The 23,399-nt window shown below is 35.4% G+C and carries 18 protein-coding genes and 1 tRNA gene; 12 read left to right on the top strand and 7 right to left on the bottom strand.

The window, feature by feature from the left end; all coding sequences use genetic code 11:
- Positions 1-72 precede the first annotated feature (72 nt).
- From GXM17_RS17750 to GXM17_RS17760, 3 genes are all read left to right on the top strand, one after another.
- Positions 73-1,311 carry a BaiN/RdsA family NAD(P)/FAD-dependent oxidoreductase gene (locus GXM17_RS17750; protein ID WP_163400778.1) on the top strand — a complete coding sequence of 413 codons (1,239 nt, stop codon included), beginning with the start codon at positions 73-75 and terminating at the stop codon, positions 1,309-1,311.
- A 6-nt stretch (positions 1,312-1,317) separates the two neighbouring features.
- A complete protein-coding gene (locus tag GXM17_RS17755) occupies positions 1,318-1,965 on the top strand; it encodes an HAD family hydrolase (RefSeq protein ID WP_163400780.1) in 648 nt (215 codons plus the stop codon).
- A gap of 545 nt (positions 1,966-2,510) precedes the next feature.
- Positions 2,511-4,985 carry an arylsulfatase gene (locus GXM17_RS17760; RefSeq protein WP_163400782.1) on the top strand — a complete coding sequence of 825 codons (2,475 nt, stop codon included), beginning with the start codon at positions 2,511-2,513 and terminating at the stop codon, positions 4,983-4,985.
- 70 nt (positions 4,986-5,055) lie between these two features.
- On the opposite strand, the gene GXM17_RS17765 is transcribed toward GXM17_RS17760, so the two are convergent.
- A complete protein-coding gene (locus GXM17_RS17765) occupies positions 5,056-5,529 on the bottom strand; it encodes a TspO/MBR family protein (protein ID WP_163400784.1) in 474 nt (157 codons plus the stop codon).
- A gap of 299 nt (positions 5,530-5,828) precedes the next feature.
- Between GXM17_RS17765 and GXM17_RS17770 the strand changes: the two genes are divergently transcribed.
- The 6 genes from GXM17_RS17770 (at position 5,829) to GXM17_RS17800 (ending at position 11,341) form a co-directional block, all read left to right on the top strand.
- Entirely contained in the window at positions 5,829-6,929 is a 1,101-nt protein-coding gene (locus GXM17_RS17770) for a diphosphomevalonate decarboxylase (protein ID WP_163400786.1), read from the top strand.
- Positions 6,930-6,959: 30 nt separating this feature from the next.
- Positions 6,960-7,178 carry a hypothetical protein gene (locus tag GXM17_RS17775; protein ID WP_163400788.1) on the top strand — a complete coding sequence of 73 codons (219 nt, stop codon included), beginning with the start codon at positions 6,960-6,962 and terminating at the stop codon, positions 7,176-7,178.
- A 308-nt stretch (positions 7,179-7,486) separates the two neighbouring features.
- Positions 7,487-8,425: a mevalonate kinase family protein gene (locus tag GXM17_RS17785; RefSeq protein WP_163400790.1), complete on the top strand. Its 939-nt coding sequence runs from the start codon at positions 7,487-7,489 to the stop codon at positions 8,423-8,425.
- Between the two features lie 57 nt (positions 8,426-8,482).
- Entirely contained in the window at positions 8,483-9,073 is a 591-nt protein-coding gene (locus GXM17_RS17790) for a DUF502 domain-containing protein (RefSeq protein ID WP_163400792.1), read from the top strand.
- A gap of 61 nt (positions 9,074-9,134) precedes the next feature.
- Positions 9,135-10,094: a geranylgeranylglycerol-phosphate geranylgeranyltransferase gene (locus GXM17_RS17795; RefSeq protein WP_163400794.1), complete on the top strand. Its 960-nt coding sequence runs from the start codon at positions 9,135-9,137 to the stop codon at positions 10,092-10,094.
- Between the two features lie 338 nt (positions 10,095-10,432).
- Positions 10,433-11,341, top strand: a complete 909-nt coding sequence (locus GXM17_RS17800) for a pseudouridine synthase (protein ID WP_163400796.1) — start codon at positions 10,433-10,435, stop codon at positions 11,339-11,341.
- A gap of 109 nt (positions 11,342-11,450) precedes the next feature.
- On the opposite strand, the gene GXM17_RS17805 is transcribed toward GXM17_RS17800, so the two are convergent.
- Positions 11,451-12,839, bottom strand: coding sequence for a hypothetical protein (locus tag GXM17_RS17805; RefSeq protein WP_163400798.1), 1,389 nt, complete (start codon positions 12,837-12,839; stop codon positions 11,451-11,453).
- Between the two features lie 19 nt (positions 12,840-12,858).
- Positions 12,859-15,120, bottom strand: a complete 2,262-nt coding sequence (locus GXM17_RS17810; protein ID WP_163400800.1) for a TonB-dependent receptor plug domain-containing protein — start codon at positions 15,118-15,120, stop codon at positions 12,859-12,861.
- 138 nt (positions 15,121-15,258) lie between these two features.
- Between GXM17_RS17810 and GXM17_RS17815 the strand changes: the two genes are divergently transcribed.
- On the top strand, positions 15,259-16,308 hold the full coding sequence (locus tag GXM17_RS17815; protein WP_163400802.1) for a helix-turn-helix domain-containing protein: 1,050 nt from the start codon (positions 15,259-15,261) through the stop codon (positions 16,306-16,308).
- A 60-nt stretch (positions 16,309-16,368) separates the two neighbouring features.
- On the opposite strand, the gene GXM17_RS17820 is transcribed toward GXM17_RS17815, so the two are convergent.
- Complete coding sequence (locus tag GXM17_RS17820) at positions 16,369-17,469, bottom strand: DUF4407 domain-containing protein (protein ID WP_163400804.1); 1,101 nt, start codon at positions 17,467-17,469, stop codon at positions 16,369-16,371.
- Positions 17,470-18,011: 542 nt separating this feature from the next.
- On the opposite strand from GXM17_RS17820, the gene GXM17_RS17825 reads away from it, so the two are divergent.
- Positions 18,012-18,677 (top strand): HAD family hydrolase, encoded by a 666-nt coding sequence (locus GXM17_RS17825; protein WP_163400806.1) that lies wholly within the window; start codon positions 18,012-18,014, stop codon positions 18,675-18,677.
- A gap of 380 nt (positions 18,678-19,057) precedes the next feature.
- Here GXM17_RS17825 and GXM17_RS17830 read toward each other — a convergent pair.
- The 3 genes from GXM17_RS17830 to GXM17_RS17840 form a co-directional block, all read right to left on the bottom strand.
- A tRNA-Asp gene (locus GXM17_RS17830) sits at positions 19,058-19,131 on the bottom strand.
- Positions 19,132-19,217: 86 nt separating this feature from the next.
- Positions 19,218-20,144, bottom strand: a complete 927-nt coding sequence (locus tag GXM17_RS17835) for a DUF58 domain-containing protein (RefSeq protein WP_163400808.1) — start codon at positions 20,142-20,144, stop codon at positions 19,218-19,220.
- The gene (locus GXM17_RS17840; protein ID WP_163400810.1) at positions 20,141-22,711 is read right to left on the bottom strand and encodes a M1 family aminopeptidase; all 2,571 of its coding nucleotides are present in this window, start codon (positions 22,709-22,711) and stop codon (positions 20,141-20,143) included. Before GXM17_RS17840 ends, GXM17_RS17835 begins: the two co-directional genes overlap by 4 nt.
- A gap of 156 nt (positions 22,712-22,867) precedes the next feature.
- On the opposite strand from GXM17_RS17840, the gene GXM17_RS17845 reads away from it, so the two are divergent.
- Positions 22,868-23,218, top strand: a complete 351-nt coding sequence (locus GXM17_RS17845) for a hypothetical protein (protein WP_163400812.1) — start codon at positions 22,868-22,870, stop codon at positions 23,216-23,218.
- Positions 23,219-23,399 lie beyond the last annotated feature (181 nt).

The raw sequence follows: 23,399 nt of genomic DNA on the forward strand, positions 1-23,399 counted from the left end.
AGAAAATTAGTGCCAATTAGTGTAATTGCTTCGCCAGTTCGCTATCACTCGAGTCGTGGCAAAAAATAAAATATGATCAAAAATTTCGATATAATAATCGTTGGCGGAGGCGCAGCAGGATTTTTTACCGCAATTAATATTGCAGAGAAAAATCCGAAACTTAAAATCGCCATTTTAGAAAGAGGAAAAGAAGTCCTTTCTAAAGTCCGCGTTTCTGGTGGTGGCAGATGCAACGTAACACACGCCTGTTTTGAACCGAATGAATTGGTCAAATTTTATCCAAGAGGCGAAAAAGAACTCCGGGGACCGTTTCACCAATTCTGTTCCGGAGATACCATTGAATGGTTTGAAAAACACGGTGTCGAATTAAAAATTGAAGAAGACGGCAGAATGTTTCCGGTTTCAAATTCGTCACAAACCATAATTGATTGCTTTCTAAAAGCAACCGATAAATTAGGCATAAAAGTATTAACCGGACAAAGTGTTCAGTCAATTTTCAAAAAAGAAAACCATTGGAAAATTGATACTCAAACGGATAATTATGCTGCTGAAAAACTAGTTATGGCAACAGGAAGTAATCCTAAAATATGGGAAATGCTTCAGGAACATGGACACGCTGTTGTAAGCCCTGTCCCTTCCCTATTTACTTTCAATATTAAAGATTCCAGGATTAAAGAATTACCCGGAGTTGCCGCACAAGTTACCGTAAACGTAAAAGATACAAAATTAGAATCAACAGGACCATTGTTAATCACCCATTGGGGAATGAGCGGTCCTGCAATCCTGAAACTTTCAGCCTGGGGTGCACGTATTCTGCACGATAAAAATTATCAGTTTACGATTTTTGTAAATTGGTTAAATGATGTTGATTATGAAGACGCTGAAAAAATCTTAAAAGACTTAAAACAGGAACACGCTAAAAAAGCAGTTTCTAAAAAATCACCTTTTGATTTGCCTATCGGCCAGTTCGCTGGCGCTCGGGTCCCGAACCGTTTATGGGAAAGTTTGGTTTTGGCTTCTGGAATTGATTCTGAAACGAAATGGGCAGATTTATCCAAAACCCAATTGCAGAACCTGACTTCACAGTTAACAAAAGCCGAATTTAAAGTCAATGGGAAAAGCACTTTTAAGGAAGAATTTGTAACTGCAGGCGGAATCGATTTAAAGGAAATCAACTTCAAAACCATGGAAAGCAAAATTCAAGAAAACCTTTATTTTGCAGGTGAAATTGTCAATATCGATGCCATAACAGGAGGATTTAATTTTCAGAATGCCTGGACAAGCGGGTTTATTCTGGCTCAAAATATTTAAAATAAAATGAAATTTAAAGGAATTATTTTCGATTTAGACGGAACATTAGTCAATTCATTAGAGGATATTGCAGATGCCATGAACAAAGTTCTTATGGATCTTAACTACCCTACTCATTCGTATGATGTGTTTCAATATTTTATAGGAAGCGGGTTGCGAAATACTGTTACCAAAGCATTGCCTGAATCAAACAATACTGATGAGCAAATTGAAATCTGTCTCGAAAGAATGGTAAAAGGATATAGTGAAGCCTGTACGTTAAAAACTAAACCCTATGAAGGCATTATCGAATTATTGGACAATTTGGTTTCCCGAAATATCAGGATCGCGATTTTTTCCAATAAAGCAGATGAACTGACGAAGAAAATTGCTTCTGAAATATTTCCGAAACATTTTGATATGGCAATCGGCTTAAGTACTGAAGCGCTTAAAAAACCAAATCCGTTTAAAGCATTAGAAATCAGTAAAAAATGGAATTTAAAACCTGAAGAAGTAATGTTCGTAGGAGATTCTGATATTGATATGCAGACGGCAGTAAACGCCAATATGTTTCCTGTTGGGGTTACATGGGGATACAGATCAGAAGAGGAACTGAAAGCGAGCGGTGCAAAATTGGTTGTCAATACGGCTTCTGAATTAATTGAGATTTTATAAAATACATCTTTCATTACAAAAACAAATCACAGCAATTGCCCGTTTTTATAAAAATGAAATCGGGACAATTGCTTCTTGTTTTTGCAAATGATTCCTTCCAAAAGAAAAACATCGTACTTTTTTAGCTTCGGCTCCAGCCAAAATAATTCAGCGTACAACTTTAGCTTATCGCTTCTTTTCTCGGAATTACGCCGGAATCACTTAACAGAATCCATCTAAAAATTGCCAAAAACGGAAATGTAATTGCAGAATATTCAATCCGAATCATATTCTTTCGAAATTTCAGAAAAACTTTTCGTCCGGAAAGGGATATCTGGTTTCTCAAACTTTAAAAGGTGATCAAATTCGCAGATTTAAAAGTTGTTGAAACTTCGGGACATTCCAGAGGTCATTTATCCTTTTTGCAGATAAAAATGCAGTTTTGATAAAAAAATGTAAGATTTTGCGTTAAAAGAAGTAATTTTCGTTAACTTTATTGACTTGTTGTTGAGCCTGTTAGCATATAAATGCTGTTTTTTTCTGAATCAATGTAAAATTTCAAAATTATGAGAAAAGTTTTTATCTGTATGTTGCTTACGGGGCTAATTGTTTCCTGTAACAAAAAAGAAGAAGGTACTTCTGGTGGAGCAACTGCCCAAAATAGCAGTGATGGTTTCGACAGAACCATTTTACCAATAGCTGAACCCGAATTTAAAGGTGAAATTGGAGATTACTATGGAGTATCAAAACCTGATTATCCCAAACCAGTCACAGCTCCCGAAGGAGCACCCAATATTCTGGTAATTATGACAGATGATGTAGGTTTTGGAGCCAGTAGCCTTTATGGAGGTCCAATTCCAACGCCTAATTTCGAAAGACTAGCCCATAGAGGGATTACCTATACGCAATTTCATACAACCGCTCTGTGCTCCCCTACAAGAGCAGCACTTATTACAGGACGTAACCACCATACAGCTTCAACGGGAATCATTACAGAAATGGCCAGTGGTTTTCCAGGTTATAATTCTATCATGAGTAAATCTTGTGGAACTATTGGACAAATTTTAAATTTCAATGGATATAATACGTCCTGGTTTGGAAAAAATCATAATGTACCTGACTTTATGACCAGCCAAAATGGCCCTTACGATTTATGGCCAACACGACTTGGATTTGAATATTTTTATGGATTTTTAGGAGCCGATGCCAATCAATTTTTTCCAGCTGCCTACGAGGGCACGAAGCCAATTGATCCTTATGAAGGAAAAGAAGGCAATTATCATTTTGACATAGACATGGCAGACCACGCTGTGAACTACATACAACAACAAAAAGCCCTATCTCCGGATAAACCTTTCTTTATGTATTATGCTCCGGGTACTGCACACGCTCCTCATCACGCTCCAAAAGAATGGAGAGATAAATTTAAAGGTAAGTTTGATGCAGGTTTTCAGGCTATTAGACAACAAACTTTTGAAAATCAGAAAAAACTGGGAATCATACCTCAAAACTCAACGATGAGCGCATGGCCAAAAGAAATTCCGGGTTGGGATTCCTTTGATGCAGATTACAAAAAAATACTTACCAAGCAAATGGAAGCTTATGCTGCTGCACTATCTCATTGTGACTACCAAATAGGACGCGTTTTGGATGCTGTTGAAGCAACCGGACAGGCAGACAATACCATTATTATTTATATTATGGGTGACAATGGAGCCAGTGCAGAAGACTCTACTATGCACGGTACTACAAATGAAGTAGGAACCTTAGGAAATGGCGTTACAGAAAGCAAGCAATTCTTATTATCTATCTTAGACCAATGGGGTACGGAGGCAACCTACAACCATTATTCTCCAGGATGGGCTCAGGCAATGAATGCTCCTTTTCCCTGGGATAAAAAAATCGCGTCGCATTTTGGAGGGACTTCCAACGGTATGGTTATTTCATGGCCTAAAAAAATTAAAGATGTTGGTACGAAAAGAAATCAATTTTGTCATATCATCGACATAGTTCCCACTCTTTTAGAAGCTGCCGGATTACCGGAACCAACTTCTATTAATGGTGTAAAACAAAAACCCATCGAAGGAACTAGCATGTTGTACACTTTCTCCGATCCTAAAGCTAAAACCAAACACACTACACAATATTTTGAAATCGTAGCCAACAGAGGTATTTATCATGACGGATGGTATGCCAATACAGTACCTAAAAGATTACCATGGGTAACCTTAGGAGAAACTACTAAAAACCCTATTACTGATTATGATTGGGAATTGTATAATATTAATGAAGATGTTACACAAAGTAAAAATATAGCTTCTAAACATCCTGAAAAGCTGGAAGAATTAAAGGCTTTATTTATGGAAGAAGCTAAAAAATATAATGTTTTGCCAATTGATGACCGGTACGGAGAAAGAGCCACACCAGATCAAGTAAAAAACAGACCTAGCTTAACAAGAGGCAGAACGGAGTTTACTTATTATGCCGGAATTAAGAGAATTCCTGAAGGTTCATCACCGGATATTAAAAACAAAGATTTTACCGTTACCGCTGATGTAGAAGTAGGAGCAGGAGCAAATGGTGTAATCATGACGCTAGGCGGACGCTTTGGCGGATGGGGAATGATACTGCAAGGAGGTGTTCCTACTGTAGCACATACACTTACCAATCAGGCTGAGTTCCATTATACCATTAAAGGAAAACCGTTAGCGCCAGGAAAACATACCATAAAATATGTATTTAAATACGATGGAGGCGGACCTGGACGAGGCGGAACCGGAACAATTTATGTAGATGACATCGCTTCAGGAACGGGACGAGTAGAACGCACGACTCCTAATAAATTTTCATTTGATGAAACACTTGATATAGGAGAAGACACCGGTACACCTGTGATGGAAAGTTATAAGGTGCCATTTAGATTTACCGGAAAAATCAATAAAGTTGTTGTCAACATTAAACCCAACTTATCGGCAACAGCCTCCGCAGACCGAAAAAAACAAGCACAAAGTTTGAAAAAACTTGCATTAGCTGTTCATTAAAATGTAAATTATCAATAATAAAAAAAGGCTTTGAAATACAACTTTTAAAGCCTTTTTTTTGCCTTTTTAGTCAATTCAACCACCAGATACTCGCATTCAAAATCGCTGCAAATCCAACCCAGGCTAAGTATGGAATCAATAAATATCCGGCCGTTTTATTGATTTTGATGAACTTTAAATACGTTTCGTAAATCATCAGCCATAAAAGTCCGATTTCGATTAAAGCCAGCATCGGGTTTTTCAGTCCGAAGAATAAATACGACCAGATGGCATTTAATATTAACTGAATTAGGAAGAACCCTAAAGCTTTTTTGACCTCCTCATTTTGCTCTTTTATTTTATCCCAAACCAAACCGGCAGCAACAGCCATTAAAACGTAAAGCAATGTCCAGACCGGCATGAAAATCCAGTTGGGCGGATTAAAAAAAGGTTTTTCAATTGTTGGATACCAGCTTTGGACACTTGGTCTGGTTACAAGACTTGCTGAATACCCTACTGCTAAACAAACTACTAGTGCTATAGCGATTTTTACGAACTTATTCATGAGATCAAATTTTGTAGTCAAAAATAATTAAAAGAAAGTTTAAACCATATAAGTGATATAAGTTCATTTAATTTTTACTGATTTAATATTAATCCGTTGGTGAAATTAAAAATTAAGTGTCAGGCTGAGCGGATCGAAGCCTTTTCATGTTCAGGGCCTTCGATTAGGTTTATCCTGAGCTAAGCTGAATGGACTCAGGAGATATTGTTTCTAAAGTTTAAAAACTAACACTTACATTTTCTTATATAACTTATATGGTGAAAAAATTTAAAAACTATCTTTGCCAAAATTTATAATTCATGTTTACAGCAGCTGATTTTATTCCTGAAACATATACTTCAACAATCGAAAAGGGTAACTTTGAGTGGAGCGCTCCAAGCAATATTGCATTGGTAAAATACTGGGGCAAAAAAGAAAACCAGATTCCGGCGAATCCATCAGTGAGTTTTACGCTTAATAATTGCAAAACGGTTACAAAGCTAACTTTTGAAAAGAAAAGCATTTCGACTCCTCACAATGTAACAACAGAATTCTCTTTTGATTTGCTTTTTGAAGGAAAACCAAAAGAAGATTTCAAGCCAAAAATCAAAAAGTTTTTAGAAAGAATTGAAGTGTATCTGCCGTTTTTGAAAGACTATCATTTTACGATTGACACTCAAAATACTTTTCCGCACAGCTCAGGAATTGCTTCTTCGGCCTCTGGAATGGCGGCTTTGGCGATGAATTTTATGAATCTGGAAAAAAAACTAAACCCGGAAATGACAGAGGATTATTTTTACCAAAAAGCTTCATTTTTGGCTCGTTTAGGTTCCGGAAGTGCTTGTCGAAGCGTAAAAGGAAATGTAGTTGTCTGGGGCACTCAGGCAAATATAAAAGGAAGTTCGGATTTATTTGGAGTTGAATTTCCACATACAATTCACGAAAATTTCAAGAATTATCAGGATACCATATTATTGGTTGACAAAGGCGAAAAACAGGTTTCCAGCACCGTTGGACACGATTTAATGCACAATCATCCGTATGCAGAAAGACGTTTTGCACAGGCACACGAGAATCTGGATCAATTAATCGCTATTTTCGAAAGCGGAAATCTGGAAGAGTTTATTAAAGTCGTAGAAAGCGAAGCCCTGACTTTGCATGCTATGATGATGACGTCGATGCCCTATTTTATTTTGATGAAACCAAACACATTACAAATCATCAATGCCATCTGGAAATATAGGGCAGAAACCAATATTCCGGTTTGTTTTACCCTTGATGCCGGTGCAAATGTACATGTGCTTTATCCTGAAAATGTTAAAGAAAAAGTATTGCAATTTATTAAGAACGAATTAGTTGGCTTTTGTCAAAATGGTCAGTACATTTGCGACGAAATTGGAGAGGGTGCAATTGCATTATAATTTTACGTATCTTTAGTTAAATTTTTGATTATGGACATTCAGTCAGAAAAATTAGAATTGATAAAAATGCTGGCCGACACAAAAGATCATGCTATCATTAAATCTATTAGGAAAATTTTCAAAAAAAAGCAGAAAGATTGGTGGGATGATTTGACTGATGAGCAGAAAGCAGAAATTGAAGAAGGAGAAAGACAGATTGAACGTGGTGAATTTGTTTTATATGAGGATATGATGAAAAAACATCGTTAATGAGAAGAACAATAATCTTTTCAAAAAATGCTGAAAAGCGGTTGTCTGAATTATTTGGATATTTAGAAGGACGATGGTCAGAAGAATAAAAAATAAGTTTATATCAAATCTCGACAAAGTAATTTATCTAATACAAATTGAACCTGAAATTTTTCCAAAATCAGAATTAAATAAAAACTATCGAAAATGTATCTTGACAAAACATACAACAATTTATTATAAATTCAATACAAAAAGAGTAGAGATAATTGCATTTTTCGACACAAGACAAGACCCCAATAAATTAAAGAAAGATATAAAATAAACATATGAAAGGACCATTATTTTACTCAAAAATATTACTCTTTGGAGAATACGGAATCATTCGTGACTCTAAAGGACTTTCTATTCCTTATAATTTTTACAATGGCGCACTAAAGAAGGATGAAAATCCTTCTGCAGAAGCTATTGCCTCAAATGCCAGTTTAAAACGCTATACCGTTTACCTGGAAAAGTTACAAACAGAACAGCCTGATTTGGTTGCTTTTGATATTACTTCCCTAAAAACTGATGTTGAAACCGGAATGTATTTCGATTCCAGTATTCCGCAAGGGTATGGAGTAGGCAGCAGCGGTGCTTTGGTTGCCGCAATTTATGACAAATATGCTACTAATAAAATTACGGTTCTTGAGAACCTGACCCGTGAAAAATTATTGCAGCTTAAAAACATATTTGCAAATATGGAGAGTTTTTTTCACGGAAAAAGTTCTGGTCTGGATCCTTTAAACAGTTATTTGAGCATTCCGATTTTAATTAATTCGAAAGATAATATCGAAGCAACCGGAATCCCGACCCAGAGTTTTAACGGAAAAGGTGCTGTGTTTTTGCTGGATTCAGGAATTGTGGGTGAAACCGCTCCTATGGTTAATATTTTCATGGAAAACCTGAAAGACAAAGGGTTCCGTGCGATGCTGAAAAATCAGTTTGTAAAATATACAGATGCCTGCGTTGATAACTTTTTGCATGGCGACATGAAATCGTTGTTTACGAATACTAAAAAACTTTCAAAAGTTGTTTTAAATCATTTTAAACCAATGATTCCGGAGCAATTTCACGGAATCTGGCAACACGGAATAGATACTAACGATTATTATTTAAAGCTTTGCGGTTCAGGTGGCGGTGGCTATATTCTGGGTTTTACAGAAGATTTAGAGCGCGCAAAAGTTTCTTTAAAAGACTATAAATTAGAAGTGGTTTATCAGTTTTAATTTTTATAGAATCGGTCACTGACAATTTTCATAAGTTTTCATATTAAAAAACACATTATGAAAAGTATTTTGAAATTATTAAAAGCCACTTTTTTAGGCGGAATTTTATTTTTGGTTCCCTTAGTTGTACTGGTGATTATTCTTAAAAAAGTATTTGGCATAGTTCAGAAAGTGACGCTTCCGCTTGTCGATAATCTTCCAAAGGTTAATGTTTTAGGAGTTGCTCTTCAGGAACTTATAGGGATAATTATTATCATTTTTATTTGTCTGATAGCCGGATTATTGGGGCGTACTGTTCGTGCAAAAAAAATAGTCCAGCGTTTAGAAAATGGAATTTTGAGTTTTGTTCCCGGTTATTCTTTTATGAAAAACATGAATGAGAATGTAATGGGTCTTGAATCCAAAGACGACTTAAAGGTAATAATGGTTCCTACTGATGCGGGTTTGCAATTTGCTTTTATAATTGAAGAAATACATGAAAATCTTTTTACCGTTTTTGTACCCGATGCCCCAAATCCCTGGAGCGGATCTGTGTGTTTTGTAGAAAAAAAAGATATTACTGAAGTAGGAATTACCCAAAAGGAAGCGCTTGCCTGTATTCGAAAACTGGGTTATGGCTCAAAAGAATTGTTAAAAAACAAGCTGTAAATTTCAGATTTTAAAAACATTCTGTTACCTTCCCAAAATAATTTAATCCAGACCATAATTTATGTTAAGCAGACAGCACAAACTTGTAGTGATGAAAATTTTAAGTTTGTTTTCTGTTATACGTGGCTATAATATTCCCATAATTATCATAGCCCAGTATTTATCTGCAATTTTTATTTTGGCTCCCGAAAAAAGAGCGTTGGACATTATACTCGATTTTTATTTGTTTCTGATTGTTTTTGCTTCAGCGATTACGATTGCTTCGGGTTATATCATCAATAATTTTTATGATAGCCAGAAGGATTTAATCAACAGGCCGAATAAATCGATGCTGGATCGTCTGGTAAGCCAAAAGACAAAGCTGTCGGTTTACTTTACGCTGAATTTCATTGCAGTTATGATGGCTATAATAGTTTCCTGGAGAGCCTTTTTATTCTTTTCGGCTTATATTTTCCTGATTTGGTTTTATTCTCATAAAATAAAAAAATACGCTATTGTTGGAAATCTGACAGCAGCTTTTATGGCTGTTCTGCCTTTTTTTGCCATTTTATTGTATTTTTTTTACCACCAGATTTCATTTGACGAAATTGAGAATCACAGAAGCCATTTTGCAGTAATTTCGGCGCATGCAATGTTTTTGTTTTTACTGCTGCTGATTCGCGAAATGATAAAGGATCTGGAGAACTTAAAAGGTGATTTAGCGAATAACTATCAAACAATACCTATTCTTTATAACGAAACCACCTCTAAACAAATTATTACTGTTCTAACCTTTTTGACTACACTTCCGGTTTACATATTAATCAATGTTTACGATGTGGGTTATATGGATATTTACTTTTATGTGTGTTTTATAGCTTTGCTTTTTTTTGTATGGTATTTATGGAAATCAAATTCTAAAGAACAATACCTGCTGCTTCATAATGTACTTAAATTTTTGATTGTTTCGGGTGTTTTCTGCATTGTACTGATTAACCCGAGTGTTTTGTGGCACGGGCAACAATTCATTTCTAATTTTTAGGGTTTTATTCCCCAGAGATTCACAGAGATTTTTCGCAAAGATTCACGGAGAATATAAAAACTTTGTGCAACCCTGTGCTAACTTTGAGAAGCTTTGTGTAATAACTAATTTTTAAAAAGAAAGCCAATTGATTTGATCTAGCCCCGGTTGAAGTGGAAATCCTTTTATTTTGTTCTTTAAAAAATAAAAGATTGGGAACGCAAAACGGGAACCCATGATTATAAAAAGCCAGATGTAATGCTTCAAATCAATCTAAGGCTTAAAGCTATTAATCTAACAACATTGAACTTAAGATTATTTAGCAGGAAAAAACTATCTTTGCACAAATTACAGAATTTATGAACAACAAGGAAGGCAATAATAAAAGAGGCGGATCGAGACCAAACAGTTCAAGATCAAACTCCGGCAAGCCAAAACCTCCTATGGCAAAGCGTGCGCAGGGGCCTAAGAAAGTGAATCCTGCTGTTAAAGCAGCTGAAGAAGAGAAAGCACAAAAACTTAAAAAACAAAATCAGGCTCCGAAGAGACAAAAAGCTTCAGACGAAATTCGATTGAACAAATATATTTCGAATTCTGGTGTTTGCTCACGTCGTGACGCTGATATATACATTCAGTCCGGAAACGTAAAAGTAAATGGTGTTCCGGTTACTGAAATGGGTTATTTAGTAAAATTGAATGATGTTGTAAACTTTGACGGTGTTGTCCTTACTCCTGAAAAGAAAGAATATATCTTGCTTAACAAACCAAAGAACTTTACAACAGCTTTAGACGAAGGTCAGGAATACCGTAATGTTCTGGAATTGGTGCGTGCTGCTACCACTTCGAAAATTGCCCCGGTTGGAAGAATGGACAAAAATACAACGGGTTTATTATTGTTTACAAATGATAATGATATGATTCGGAAGTTTACTTTACCAAATCAGAAATCGTCTAAAATCTATCAGGTTTCATTGGATAAAAACCTGAAATTTGAAGATTTAGAGAAGATTAGTAAAGGTTTGGTTCTTGAAGGGCACCGTGTTTTTGTTGAAGAAATCAGTTATATTGATAATGAACCAAAAAGTGAAGTAGGTCTTAAATTACGTACAGCGAATGTAAAAGTAGTTCGTGCGATTTTCGAAAATTTTGAATATAATGTTCTGCGTATTGACCGTGTATCATTTGCCGGTTTGACCAAAAAAAACCTGCCAAGAGGAAACTGGCGTTTTTTGACAGATCAGGAAATTATTAATTTAAAGAACGTTTAAAAAACATTAATTTTTTAGTTTTTTGAAAATGCTGTAAAATAGAAAAACAGGTGCTGATTTTATCAGCACCTGTTTTTAACCAAATATAATTATTTTTTTTTAGGGCAAATTAATAAGCTCCTAAGTAGAAACTTCCTGTTGCAGTTTTTAACTGCGCTCCTTTTTTGATTGTTTTTGTTTTAGTATCTACGATATAAATGTTACCGTTTTTACCAGCAGGAGTTAGTGGTAAATATACATTGTCACCTATTACACCAATATTTTGAAATTGACCTAATGTATTTTCTAAATCTACATCTGATTCAATTTCTGTAGCTAATTTAACTGAGTTAGCAGGAGTGTTTAAGTCAATTAAAGCAACATATCCACCATCAACTGAATGAGTGTAAAGTACTACAGCTAAACCATTTTTAACATATTTCCAGGCTTTAATAGCTGCTCCGGTAACACCTAATGCAGTGTTTAAGTTGAAATGATAGCTTTGGTCATATTCATTTGTTGTTTTGCTGATACGTAGAATATCCGGACCAGATGTAGCAGTTGCCTGGTAAACATGTCCGTCAGTGCCAACGTGCTGAGTCATAGTACGGTATCCCAGGTTGCTTATTTTTGATTTTTCAGAAATTAATAGTTTTGGATTTTTAAGTGAAGGGAAATCTACAACATAAGTAGCTGTTCCCAGGTTGATTTCAGTAGTAGTTTTCCATCCATTTATAGCACCAGACGAGTTTGTAGTAACAGTTCCATTGAGGTCATGTCTTCTAACGCCTACACCAATGTAAAGTTTTGTTTTAGCTTCATTTAAAACTGGTACATCAGCTCTCCATATATGATATCCTTGCCCCTCTAATTCAGCTCCAAGATCAATAGCAATTTTACCTGTATTTGTAATAGCAGTATTGTTTAAATCAATTGTTACAATTTCTATTTGTCCCTTAGGATTTTGGTATTGATAGTTTGGAGCAGTTCCGGTATATGGAACTAGTGCTTCTCCAAAAGAAACGCCTACACCAATACCTTCAGCAGCTTTAACCCAACGTGGATTTGAACCTAAAATGGTAGAAGTATTTAACTCATAACCTACTTCTTGGTATTTTCCTTCACCATTCACCTGATACTTATTAAAAACACCACCGTCAGTACCGCCATATTGAATATTGTATAAGTATTTACCATCGGCAGAAGCCTGAACACGAGCAGTACGGCTTGATTTTAATCCAAAGCCGTTAACATAGGTTTCACCCTGCATTTTAAATAACTCCACTACATAGTTTGGATCAGCTGCGTTTTCTTCGGTGATTGCATAAGCACGAGTTCCTCCATTACCTGCACTTCCATTTTCATCTGGGAATGATCCGGTAATAGAAATCCAACGTTTATCGCCATCGCCAGGATTATTTCCAGAATCGTTGTTGTTATCGTCACTACTGCAACTTCCTAATGACAGAGCTGTAATAACAGTACTAAATAAAGCTATTCTAAATAGATTTTTTTTCATGATATTGGTTTATTGATGTTTAAAAATTATTTAATGTGTAATTCAATTTAAAGAAAATGCCCCGACCCGGTTTCTGGATTTGAAAGTTGTCATAAACCTCGGCATTGAAAGCGTTTTTGATATCTAAACTGGCAATCAGTTTTTTTGAAGGAAAACGATAGCTGAGTCCTAAATCCTGAGGAAACTGGCTAGGGGTTTTTGACCATTCCGGCTGTCCTCTAACAGTATAATATTCGCCTACATATCCAATTGTGTAATAAATGTTTAGTATAGATTCTTTTTGAAATACATTGCGAAAACTATACTGTGTATTCATATTCATGGTAAAAAAAGGCTCGTTACTTATCTGATGTCCATAATAAGCATTTGGCTGCCCCTGATTATCTAACTCACTTTTATCAAGGTTGTTGAATTTTGAGATGTTAAATGAAGTATTCCAACGGTTATCATAGATGTAAATAATTTCGGCTTCAAAACCTTTGGCCTGTGTGTGATCAAGATTGACATATCGGGTTACCTGGATATCAGCCTCACTTTCTTCTTTAATATCGTTTACATCTACAGTTTGTTGGATAATTTTGTCGTAGCCGTTTCGCCAAAACAAATTTGCATATAATGAAATTCTGTGTTTGCCAAAATCGGATGGACCCCAGCGGAAACCTAAATTATAGTTGATGTATTTTTCAGGTTTTAACCCAAGATTAGGCAAAATATTTCGCTCTGGTGCTCCAAACATTTGCTCATCTGAAGGCATGATAGGCGAATTTTCAGTAGATCCAATTAGATATAAATTAGATAGAATATTATAGGAAATTGTCGCACCGTATCCAAAATTATAATCTGTTGAAAGACTATCTTTTTTAACGATTGAATTGATACCTTCGGAAGTTATTATTTCTGATATAGTTTGTTTGGTTTTATTATGAGTATATTTTCCTAAAATATTTGCCCTCAGTTTTCTGTTGAAGGTTTCGATTTCATAGTTCATTGAAATAATATTTTTAGAAATAAGACTTTTAGTTGCTAAATCAAATCGAGCCGGATTTAATAAATCCTGATCTTCTCTTTTGGTAGCTTCATATTTATGATTCAAGGAAAGGCGATGTCCATTAGCGATGGTATAACCCAAATTTGATCGGATATTTGTTATTTCTCTATCTGTATTCGTTATTATTTTTGGACCCTGTTGTCCGCCTTCACTAGTTTTTAGGGGAACTCTTTCTTCTTCAAATATGATTTCCCTAACGGTGCCATCCCAGTTGTAGGCAAGACCTACCGTATCTTGTAGGTAAGTGTTGCGATAGCTTTGTACAGCATTAATATTTAAAGCTAATCCTTTTGCTAAAAAATCTTTCTTATTGTAATTCAGTAATAAAGCATGGGCTCTAGTTTTATTAAATCTTCCAACATACGGGGTTGCCTGAGTAATACCATGAGGAATTTCGGTGTAATTATCCGAACCGTTGTATCCAATGAAAAATTGGTCGGCCCATTTGGTGTCGGTAAAACCGGCTTCTATTCGTCCGCCAATATTTTTATAGGTATTATTGAAGCGTTTAGCACGATAATTTCGGAAAATTTGACCAAAATGATTTACATAAGTAGTTGATCTCCCCCAGGTTTCATAACTATTATCCGTATAAGTATAAAATCCTGAACCTCTAACAGAAAGTCCTGATTTTTTGTCGCGATATGTTCCGCCAAAATCAGATTGAAAAGTATTGAACGAACCATAAGAAGCAGCCATATTTAAGCTGTTTTTAGATACATCTTTTTTCAAAACCACATTAATCGCTCCACCAACATAATCACCTGTTAAATGTGATGGCAAAACTCCTTTGTAAACCTCTATGCGCTCAATCATGGCAGGAGGAATGTTATTTAAATTGAATGAAGAACCGTAAGTAGAAGCTTCTATTCCGTCAATGAAAATACCAACTGTACTTCCGGACATCCCATTAAGGTTGTACTCTACGTTTGAACCTATACCCCCATTTTGTCTTACTCGCACACCAACTGATCTGTCCAGTAATTCGTTTGTTGTTAAATTTCGTAGAGAAGCCTCTTTTGTCTCAATAATAGCAACAGCAAAACCGGATGTTTCTGTTTTTTGTTTTTTTGATTTACCCTTAACTTCAACATTTTCTAAGGCTTTAGCTTCAGATTTTTTGTCAGTAGTTTTTTCGGTCTTATTTTCCTTTTCCTTCGTACTTTTTTCCTGAGAAAATGCAGAAAATGCAAGTAAAATGAATAAAACAGATAAGGTACTTTTTTTAAACATGTGCTTTTGATTGTTTTTTTTTATAAAATTTATTCTTAATTAGATTTATTATAAATAAATTTGTCGCAAAAGTACCTTAGCAGTACTGAAAAAGAATAGGGAAAAACGGATTATTATTTTGTAAAAACGGATTATATTTTGAGATTTAAATCAATCATTCTGGGAGAAGAAAAGCCGATTATAGATATAGAAACCGGCTCTTACCATCAAAAAAATCATTTTACTGAGGAAAAAGTCAGTATTAAAAAAGAAGATCTGGGCGAAATCAGCAGTGTGAATCTGATTTCTGAAGATATTTTGATTATTGATATCCAAATGTGCTTCTCAGGCCTTCAAACGATCCGGACTGAAATGGCTGGAGAATCTGTAGTACTCAATTTTATTTGCTGTAATAATGTAGAAGCTGATATTGATGAGGTCGAAAGCGAAAAATACTCCACAGAAAACACTCATAATATTCTTTATGCATCAAAACTTAATGCCAATTTTAAAATTCCTGAATTAGAAGAAATTAATTATTTATCCATTATTATATCTCCCGATTTTTATTCCAAATTAATCAATGAAAACTGGGATCTACATCAAAAATTCTCGAAAAATATTTTACAGAAAAAATCCGGTTATCTGACTCCAAAATATGTTCCGTTCAATTCGGAAATTCAATGGGCTATCCATGAAATAAAGAATTGTAAATACTCAGGTTCCATGAAAAAAATGTATCTGGAGGCCAAGATCAAAGAGCTTTTGATTTTTCAGCTTGAATCATTGAAGGAATTTGAAGCCAAAGCCCCTGTAGATGAAAAGGATTATAAAAAACTGCTGGAGGCCAAAAGAATTTTAGAACGCAATTTTACGAATGCACCTTCCCTTGTGGAGCTTTCGAGATTAATATCGCTCAATGAATTTAAACTCAAAAAAGGATTTAAGTCTTGTTTTGAAACAACGGTAAAAAGTTACGTGACGAAACTCCGAATGGAATATGCCAAAAAATTATTCAAAAACAAAAACTCAAATGTAGGCGAAGTTGCTTACAAGTGTGGTTACAAAGATGTCTCTCATTTTTCGGCGGCTTTCAAATCATTTTATGGTTTTACTCCAATGAATTTTAGAAAGTTCAACATTTTTACCAAGCTGAATTTTATATTTTGGGAGTTTATGGACTTTTTTCCTTTAGTTGATTTTTTATAAAAAAGAAAAAAGAAGCCGGTTAAGCTTCTTTCTTTATAATTGTTTAAAATCACTGTAGAATTAAAGTGTACTTTTTTGTTTCTCTAAAAACCCGTTTGATTGCAGTTCTAACAATTCGGTAGCATTTTTTCGCTGCAGATTGTACAGATTTCTGTCTTCGGCAATATCAGCATATATTTTGTCGTGCATTTCAGCACTTGTTTTTATCAGCAACTCACGCTGGTACTTATTTTGTTCCAAAGTGGCTTTCATGGCAGTTTCGGCTTCTTCCTGTTTAATATCAAATTCACCTTTAGGTGCTAGCAATTTGGCAATTATCGGAGACATTTCAATCGCCAGAAACAATAACATGATGAAAAATGACGGAAGCCACGGCAATTTGTTCAACGCATTTATTCTCGCCATTAATCCGTCAAAACCTTCAATGATGGGTTGGGTCTGCGAAACTTTTTTATCCAGATCTGCCTGAAGCTGTTTGCCTGCTTTTTCTTTTTCGGCAATTTTGGCTTCGTTGGTGGTTTTCAAATTTTCGAATTCCTTTAAGGCAGCATCGTGTTTTTCTCTTTTTTCTTTATAAACCGGACCTTTTCCTAATTTTTTCGTTCCGGAAGTTCCTTCGGCTTCTGTAATATAAGTTGAGTATAAATTGTTTACTTCTTTTTCTTTTTTCAGAATATCAGCTTTTAAAGCAGCAATTTCAGATTTATTTTTATCTAAATCCGATTTGAAATAATTGCCAACCTGCTTTTTATTCGCCAGTTCCATTTCGTTTTTTTCTTTCAGCAAAACAGTATTGATTTCTTTTTCGAAAATTTTGATTTCCAAAGGCTTCGAAATTACGATAGCAATAATAATTGCCAGCATGATTCGGGGAGTCGCCTGCAGGAATTCATCCATAAAACGATCTCTTTTTTTAATAGTCGAAACGATAAAACGATCCAGATTAAAAATAAGTAAACTCCAGACCAATCCAAAAATCAAGGCTGGGTAAATAGAGTCAAAAACTGTAAAAAGTGCATAAGCACTGGCCAGAAAAGCCATAACTGCGGTAAAAAAAACGGTGGCCCCAATACCAACATATTTGGTTTGTTCGCCTTCTGAACAGCCTTCGAGAAGATTTCGGTCTGCTCCTGAGCACAGGATAAAAAATTGCTTTAACATGATTGATGATTTTTTGATTGATTGATAAGGCAAATTTAACGCCAAAAATTCAATTGTGATGCAAATACTCAATTTGTTTTTCCTGTGAATCAATTATTTAATTCAGATTTCTAATTAGAAATTATAAAAAGTAAGCATAAAAAGTGAGAAATTTGTTTTACCACTACCAAAGACTCAGCCATAGTTACACGGTAAGTATGTGAAAATCTTTTCCAAGAACAATACGATCTGTGACACTGGAAGTTTTATTATAAAGCTTACAGAGTTTGTATTTCGGACAACAATTAAATAAATCAATTAACCTGCAACGTGAATTAAGTAGATAAAAAATATTTTTATGCCGATTCTGCAGATTTAATTTTTAAGATTTTAAAATTAAATAATCTGACTGCATCTGCTTAAATCTTTATAAATCTGCGAGAAAAACTTTGCGGCCTGTGACTTCGCGAGATTAAAATACTTAGTGTAACTCTGCGAAAATCTCCGCGCATCTCCGCAGAAAACCACTATCTTGCAGCCGTTAAAATAACTAAACAAAATATATGAGCCAGCAATGTGTAATTTTTGATATGGACGGAGTGATCTGCCACACCAATCCGCATCATGTAGTCGCTTTCGAAGCCTTTTTCAATAAATATCAAATACCGTATACGCACCAAGAATTCGAAGAGCATATGTACGGAAAACACAACGGATACATCATGACGCATTTCTTCAAGCGTCCGGTTGCAGGAGAAGAATTAGCCCAACTTGAATTCGAAAAAGAAGCCATGTTCCGTGAAATATATAAAGATAAAGTAGAAACGATTCCGCATTATATGAAGTTTTTAGAAGAGTTAAAATCTCACGGATTCAAAACAGCTGTTGCCACTTCTGCCCCGCGTGCGAACCTTGATTTAATTATAACCGCTTTACAGATAAAAGACAAAATGGACTCGATGATGTCCAGCGAAGACGTAAAACATCATAAGCCAGATCCGGAAGTATATTTAAAATCTGCAGAGCGTGTTGGCGTTTCGCCCTCAGATTGTGTGGTTTTCGAAGATTCTTTTTCGGGAGCTTCTGCAGCGATTAATGCCGGAATGAAAGTAGTTGGGGTTTTGAGTACGCATACTAAAGAACAATTGCCTCCTTGTAATTTTTATATCAATGATTATAGCGAAGTGAATGTGGCTAAGATTCTTGAATTGTTAAATTCCAATTCTTAATAGCTGATATCCTAAAAAGATTGATCCGTCTTTTAATGCAAAAATAAAGCATTTAGATCCCAATTCAGAGGGGTTAGAAATGTAGAATTCTTCCTTTTTAGGCTAACAAATATTTATGCTTAATTTTTCAATCCCACAGGTTTTCGGATTGATCCCAGGTTTTCGTGTTGATCCGTTTTCGTGTTGATCCAATTTTAGTAATTTAGAATTTACCAGTTGCCATAAATCAAAAAAGCCATCCACAAAAGTGGAAAGCTTTTCATTGGTCTAACTACTAAACCAGCTACGAGTTACAAATTCGTAGCAACAACACAACTAATCTTAGATACCGTATTTGGGCAAAAAAGCCTTTCCGTTAAGAAAGGCTTCTCCCAATATTGCGGTCTGGACGGGACTCGAACCCGCGACCCCATGCGTGACAGGCATGTATTCTAACCAACTGAACTACCAAACCTCTGCGTTATTGCGGTTGCAAAGATAGTACAGAATTTCATTTCTGCAAGCGTTTTGATAAAAAATTTTGAATATAATTTCAAAACACTACCCAAAGTTTTGTTTTTCAACCAAATATGTAGTCAAAATTTTTTCAAAATTATCACCAACATTCACCGCAACGTACTTAATTTGGTTCTTTGCACACGTTAAAGCCAGGTTTTTAAAGTAGGCTTCTGCCCTCTTTTCATATTCCAGCTTTACATTATCTGCAAAAATCGACACTTCTTCGCCTGATTCTAAGTCGATAAACTTTCTTGGCGTGTTATCGAAGCCAAATTTCAGTTCGGTTTCGTGATCGACTACGTGGAATAAAACGACTTTATGCTTGTTGTGCTTTAAATGCTGCAGCGCGTTAAAGAGCTTTTCATCGTCTTCCGCCTGAAACATATCCGTAAACAAAATAATCATCGAACGGCGGTGCATCTTCTCTGCAATCTGATGCAGATACGTAATCGTATCGGTGCTTTTCTGTACTCTTGGCTGTACTAACAATTGCTCTAATTTGTTGAGGAGCATTCTATGATGACGATCGCTTCCTTTTTCAGGAGCATAATATTCGTAACTATTAGAAAAAACGCTTAAACCAACAGCATCACGCTGTTTCTTTAAAATATTCATCAAAACCGCCGAAGCTAAAACCGCAAAACCAATCTTCTTTTCATAAAAGGACTGATTTGATTTGAGCTCCGGATAATGCATAGACGACGAATTATCTACAATAATATGACAGCGCATGTTGGTTTCTTCCTCAAAACGTTTTGTATATAAACGGTCTGTTTTGGCAAATAATTTCCAGTCGATATGTTTGGTGCTTTCGCCTGCGTTATACACTTTATGCTCGGCAAATTCAGCCGAAAATCCATGAAACGGACTCTTGTGCATTCCGGATATAAAACCTTCCACAACCTGATTTGCCAGCATTTCGAGATGCTGAAAACTGGTGACTTTCTCTATTTCCGATTCAATTTTCATTCGGTTTCTTTTTTAATATTTTGTGCTTTATAAAGCAAATCTGTCGCCATAAACAATTTACGTTTCAGAATCGGACTAAAATTAGGGTTTTCTTTTAAGAATCGCTGTATTTCATCAAAAGCATATTTCGACGAATATCTTCCAACGGTATTATCGAGCCAGTCTCTTGGAAAGAAAATATCTCCCGTCCGCTGGATTTCTTCTGTCAAATCTAATGAAAATCTGATATATTTTTGAGCACTTTCCTGACGAAGCGGATGATTTACATTGGCCAAACCAACCGAAACCCACGATTCTTTCTCCCGATTGGCATCCTCTTTTAAAGATTCTACAAACTTATTTCGAACCGATTCGTTTTTGGATAACGAAGGAAGCAAAAACTCAAATCGTTTCAGCTTGTCCGGATTTGTAATCGCGCTTTGGGCTCTCTTCAGAATTTCATCTGCTTTTTTATGTTTGAAAATAGCCAGATTCATCGCCATATTCGTGTAATCATCTTCGTTTAATTTCAGATTTTGAATCACAGTTTCTTTATTCCAAATCTGATATAATTTGGCTTTCGCCGAATTGGAATGCGCAATTGAATTAAATAAACTGAATAAAGTCTTTTTAATATTTGGAGACAAATTGGTTTCCAGGCGTGCAAGCAATGCATTACTCAGTAATTTTCCCACCTTGTCCTGCTGTTTTCTGGTTAAAAACCGCCAGTAAATCGTGCTTAAATTTCCTGATGCAATTCTTAAAACCAATTCATTTTCTTCCGTTTGAATCCCTCTGAAAAAACAATCATAAGCTTTTTGTGGCGGGACATTGCCAACCAGCATATTTTCGTAAAGATTACTGTAGGAAGAAGCTCTTGCTACCTCATCTTTCAATGTTGAAATATACTTTAAATTATTCCCGTCAAGCGGAAAAACACCGTACCCAAAACCATTATAGTTATAAACGATTGCCAAAGGTTTTTCAAGTCCGATGGCTTCTTTAAGAACAAAATTTTTATCTGTAAAATTTGCCGTAACCACTTTTACATCATTGGCATAAACCAGTCCAATCTGAAAAACCTGAGGCCAGAGATTCTCTGACTGATCTTCGGCATTTTGCTCAATTTCAAATGACGTAATTCTGTTTTGAGCATCATATTCAATTTTATCTGTAAAAATGGCTCTACCGGATTTGTTGACCCAGACTTCGCTCCACTTTTTCATATCAAGCGGTGTCTCGGCATCGAGAATTTCTACGAGATTGTTCCAGTCGGCATTGTCGTTGGAATATTTTTGAATGTATTTTTGAATTCCTTTCCGGAAAGCTTCCTTGCCCATTGAAACTTCTAACTGACGCATCATAATCGGCGCTTTGTTGTAAATAATACTTCCGTAAAGCGAACCGGCATCTTTTAAATTGGCTAAATGCTGTTTTATCGGATGAGTTCCCAAAGACCGGTCTTCTGCGTAAGCGCTTCCATAATGCGCCGTAAAAAACTGCAGGTTATGATTGACTTTTGGAAAAATCGGATTCATGATTTTATCTGCCATGAAATTCGCAAAAACCTCTTTCATCCAGACATCGTCAAACCATTTCATTGTAACCAGATCGCCAAACCACATGTGCGAAGTCTCGTGTGCGATAAGTTTTGCTCGGTTTAGTTTCTCGCTATCGGTAGCGCTGTTGTCCAGAAACAAAGTCGATTCGCGGTACTGAATTGCCCCCACATGTTCCATTCCGCCATATTGAAAACCCGGAATTGATGCAAAATCTAACTTCTGAAACGGGAATTTATAATTTGTATATTTTTCTAAAAAATCCAAAGACTGTTGATGCAAACTGAAAATCGTATCCATACTGCTTGCAATTTTGCCCCTGTCATTCTCCCGAAATAGAAAAGTCATTTCTAATCCGGGCTTCTTTGTCACACTATTGAATTTTCCCGCTACAAACGAAAACAAATAGGTACTCATTTTATCTGATTCTGCAAAAGTGTAAAAATTAAAATCACCTTTTTGAACAGTCTCTTTTACATCGGCTCCAGCCAAAACTTTCCATTCTTTGGGAACAGAAAGACTTAATTTGTAACTCGCCTTGATATCCGGCTGATCGAAACAAGGAAATAAAGTACCCGCACGATCCGGAACTAATAAAGTATATAGGAAATCATCATTTCGGTTTAAAGATAAATTTCCGGCAATGAATGAAATTTCAATCGTGTTTTTCCCTGAAATCAAATTTTCAACCGGAATTACAATATGCCCTTTTTCATGTATAGTCCCAATCCTTTTGCCGTTTGCAGCAACTGATTTTATGTTCCCCGTTTTCTCTTTAAAATCTAAAATCAGAGGCTGACTTACATCAGACAAACTCAGGTTTAAAGTTAATTCTGAATTAATATTCTCATTTTTTTGCTTCGGAATTTCGAAAGATAATTCGTAACAGACCTCTGAAATTTGATGTTTTCGAAAAATAGCCAACTGCTCAGAAACACCATTTTCTAAAGGATTTTCGGTTGTTTTAGATTGAGAAAACCCAACCGTAAGAGTCATAAAAAATGCAAGAAAGCTGTAGTGAATTTTCATTTTTGAAGGAATCTAAGATTTGCTAAAAGTAGCAAAAGCATTGATTTTTCACAAGAATTACCGCAACGTCATTGCATTTAAAAATAAGATTTCTATATTTGCAACAGTATTGCATTAAATGCAGCAAAAACCTCATCCAGAAGTTAAACTTCACGAATGAAAAAGAAATTCAAATTTATAAATCTTTTGATGCCGTTAATCGTATTGTTCGCAATACTCTTTCCGGCCGTCCATTCGTATGAGCATATTTTAGACACCAAACTTTCGAAAGAAAAAACAGAATTCTCTGTTTCGGAAAAAACACAATTCAAATCCAAACAGCATTCGTATCATCAATGTTCAATCTGCGATTTTAAATTCAGCGCTGTTGGCACATTTGAATTTGCTTTTTTTCAATTTTATAAAAACATTTCTGCTGTAAAACATACTACTTTTTACAGCGTACAACACTTTTCATTTTTTAAGGGCTCCCTTTTCTCACTTCGGGCACCTCCTTTTACATTCTAGTATTTTTTTGTGCTCTGTGTTGCTTTGGCAATTCGGCTATTTACTTGTTTTAATGATTTTAAAATCTTAAAACATTAGAAAAGCTATTCCATTCATTTTAAGCAATTAAACCAGTATTAATGTTGCAATTGTCATTATTATTGATTTCTGCTTTTCTGCACAAAAAAACCTCAACTCTTTA

It is taken from the genome of Flavobacterium fluviatile (assembly GCF_010645065.1).
Classification (GTDB): domain Bacteria; phylum Bacteroidota; class Bacteroidia; order Flavobacteriales; family Flavobacteriaceae; genus Flavobacterium; species Flavobacterium fluviatile.

Excerpts from the sequence above, each read along its gene's own strand:
- GXM17_RS17750 (WP_163400778.1), top strand. The coding sequence starts at position 73 with ATGATCAAAAATTTCGATATAATAATCGTTGGCGGAGGCGCAGCAGGA.
- GXM17_RS17785 (WP_163400790.1), top strand. The coding sequence starts at position 7,487 with ATGAAAGGACCATTATTTTACTCAAAAATATTACTCTTTGGAGAATAC.
- GXM17_RS17765 (WP_163400784.1), bottom strand. The coding sequence starts at position 5,529 with ATGAATAAGTTCGTAAAAATCGCTATAGCACTAGTAGTTTGTTTAGCA.
- GXM17_RS17845 (WP_163400812.1), top strand. The coding sequence starts at position 22,868 with ATGAAAAAGAAATTCAAATTTATAAATCTTTTGATGCCGTTAATCGTA.
- GXM17_RS17795 (WP_163400794.1), top strand. The coding sequence starts at position 9,135 with ATGTTAAGCAGACAGCACAAACTTGTAGTGATGAAAATTTTAAGTTTG.
- GXM17_RS17770 (WP_163400786.1), top strand. The coding sequence starts at position 5,829 with ATGTTTACAGCAGCTGATTTTATTCCTGAAACATATACTTCAACAATC.
- GXM17_RS17760 (WP_163400782.1), top strand. The coding sequence starts at position 2,511 with ATGAGAAAAGTTTTTATCTGTATGTTGCTTACGGGGCTAATTGTTTCC.
- GXM17_RS17790 (WP_163400792.1), top strand. The coding sequence starts at position 8,483 with ATGAAAAGTATTTTGAAATTATTAAAAGCCACTTTTTTAGGCGGAATT.
- GXM17_RS17835 (WP_163400808.1), bottom strand. The coding sequence starts at position 20,144 with ATGAAAATTGAATCGGAAATAGAGAAAGTCACCAGTTTTCAGCATCTC.
- GXM17_RS17805 (WP_163400798.1), bottom strand. The coding sequence starts at position 12,839 with ATGAAAAAAAATCTATTTAGAATAGCTTTATTTAGTACTGTTATTACA.
- GXM17_RS17825 (WP_163400806.1), top strand. The coding sequence starts at position 18,012 with ATGAGCCAGCAATGTGTAATTTTTGATATGGACGGAGTGATCTGCCAC.
- GXM17_RS17775 (WP_163400788.1), top strand. The coding sequence starts at position 6,960 with ATGGACATTCAGTCAGAAAAATTAGAATTGATAAAAATGCTGGCCGAC.
- GXM17_RS17820 (WP_163400804.1), bottom strand. The coding sequence starts at position 17,469 with ATGTTAAAGCAATTTTTTATCCTGTGCTCAGGAGCAGACCGAAATCTT.
- GXM17_RS17800 (WP_163400796.1), top strand. The coding sequence starts at position 10,433 with ATGAACAACAAGGAAGGCAATAATAAAAGAGGCGGATCGAGACCAAAC.
- GXM17_RS17810 (WP_163400800.1), bottom strand. The coding sequence starts at position 15,120 with ATGTTTAAAAAAAGTACCTTATCTGTTTTATTCATTTTACTTGCATTT.
- GXM17_RS17755 (WP_163400780.1), top strand. The coding sequence starts at position 1,318 with ATGAAATTTAAAGGAATTATTTTCGATTTAGACGGAACATTAGTCAAT.
- GXM17_RS17840 (WP_163400810.1), bottom strand. The coding sequence starts at position 22,711 with ATGAAAATTCACTACAGCTTTCTTGCATTTTTTATGACTCTTACGGTT.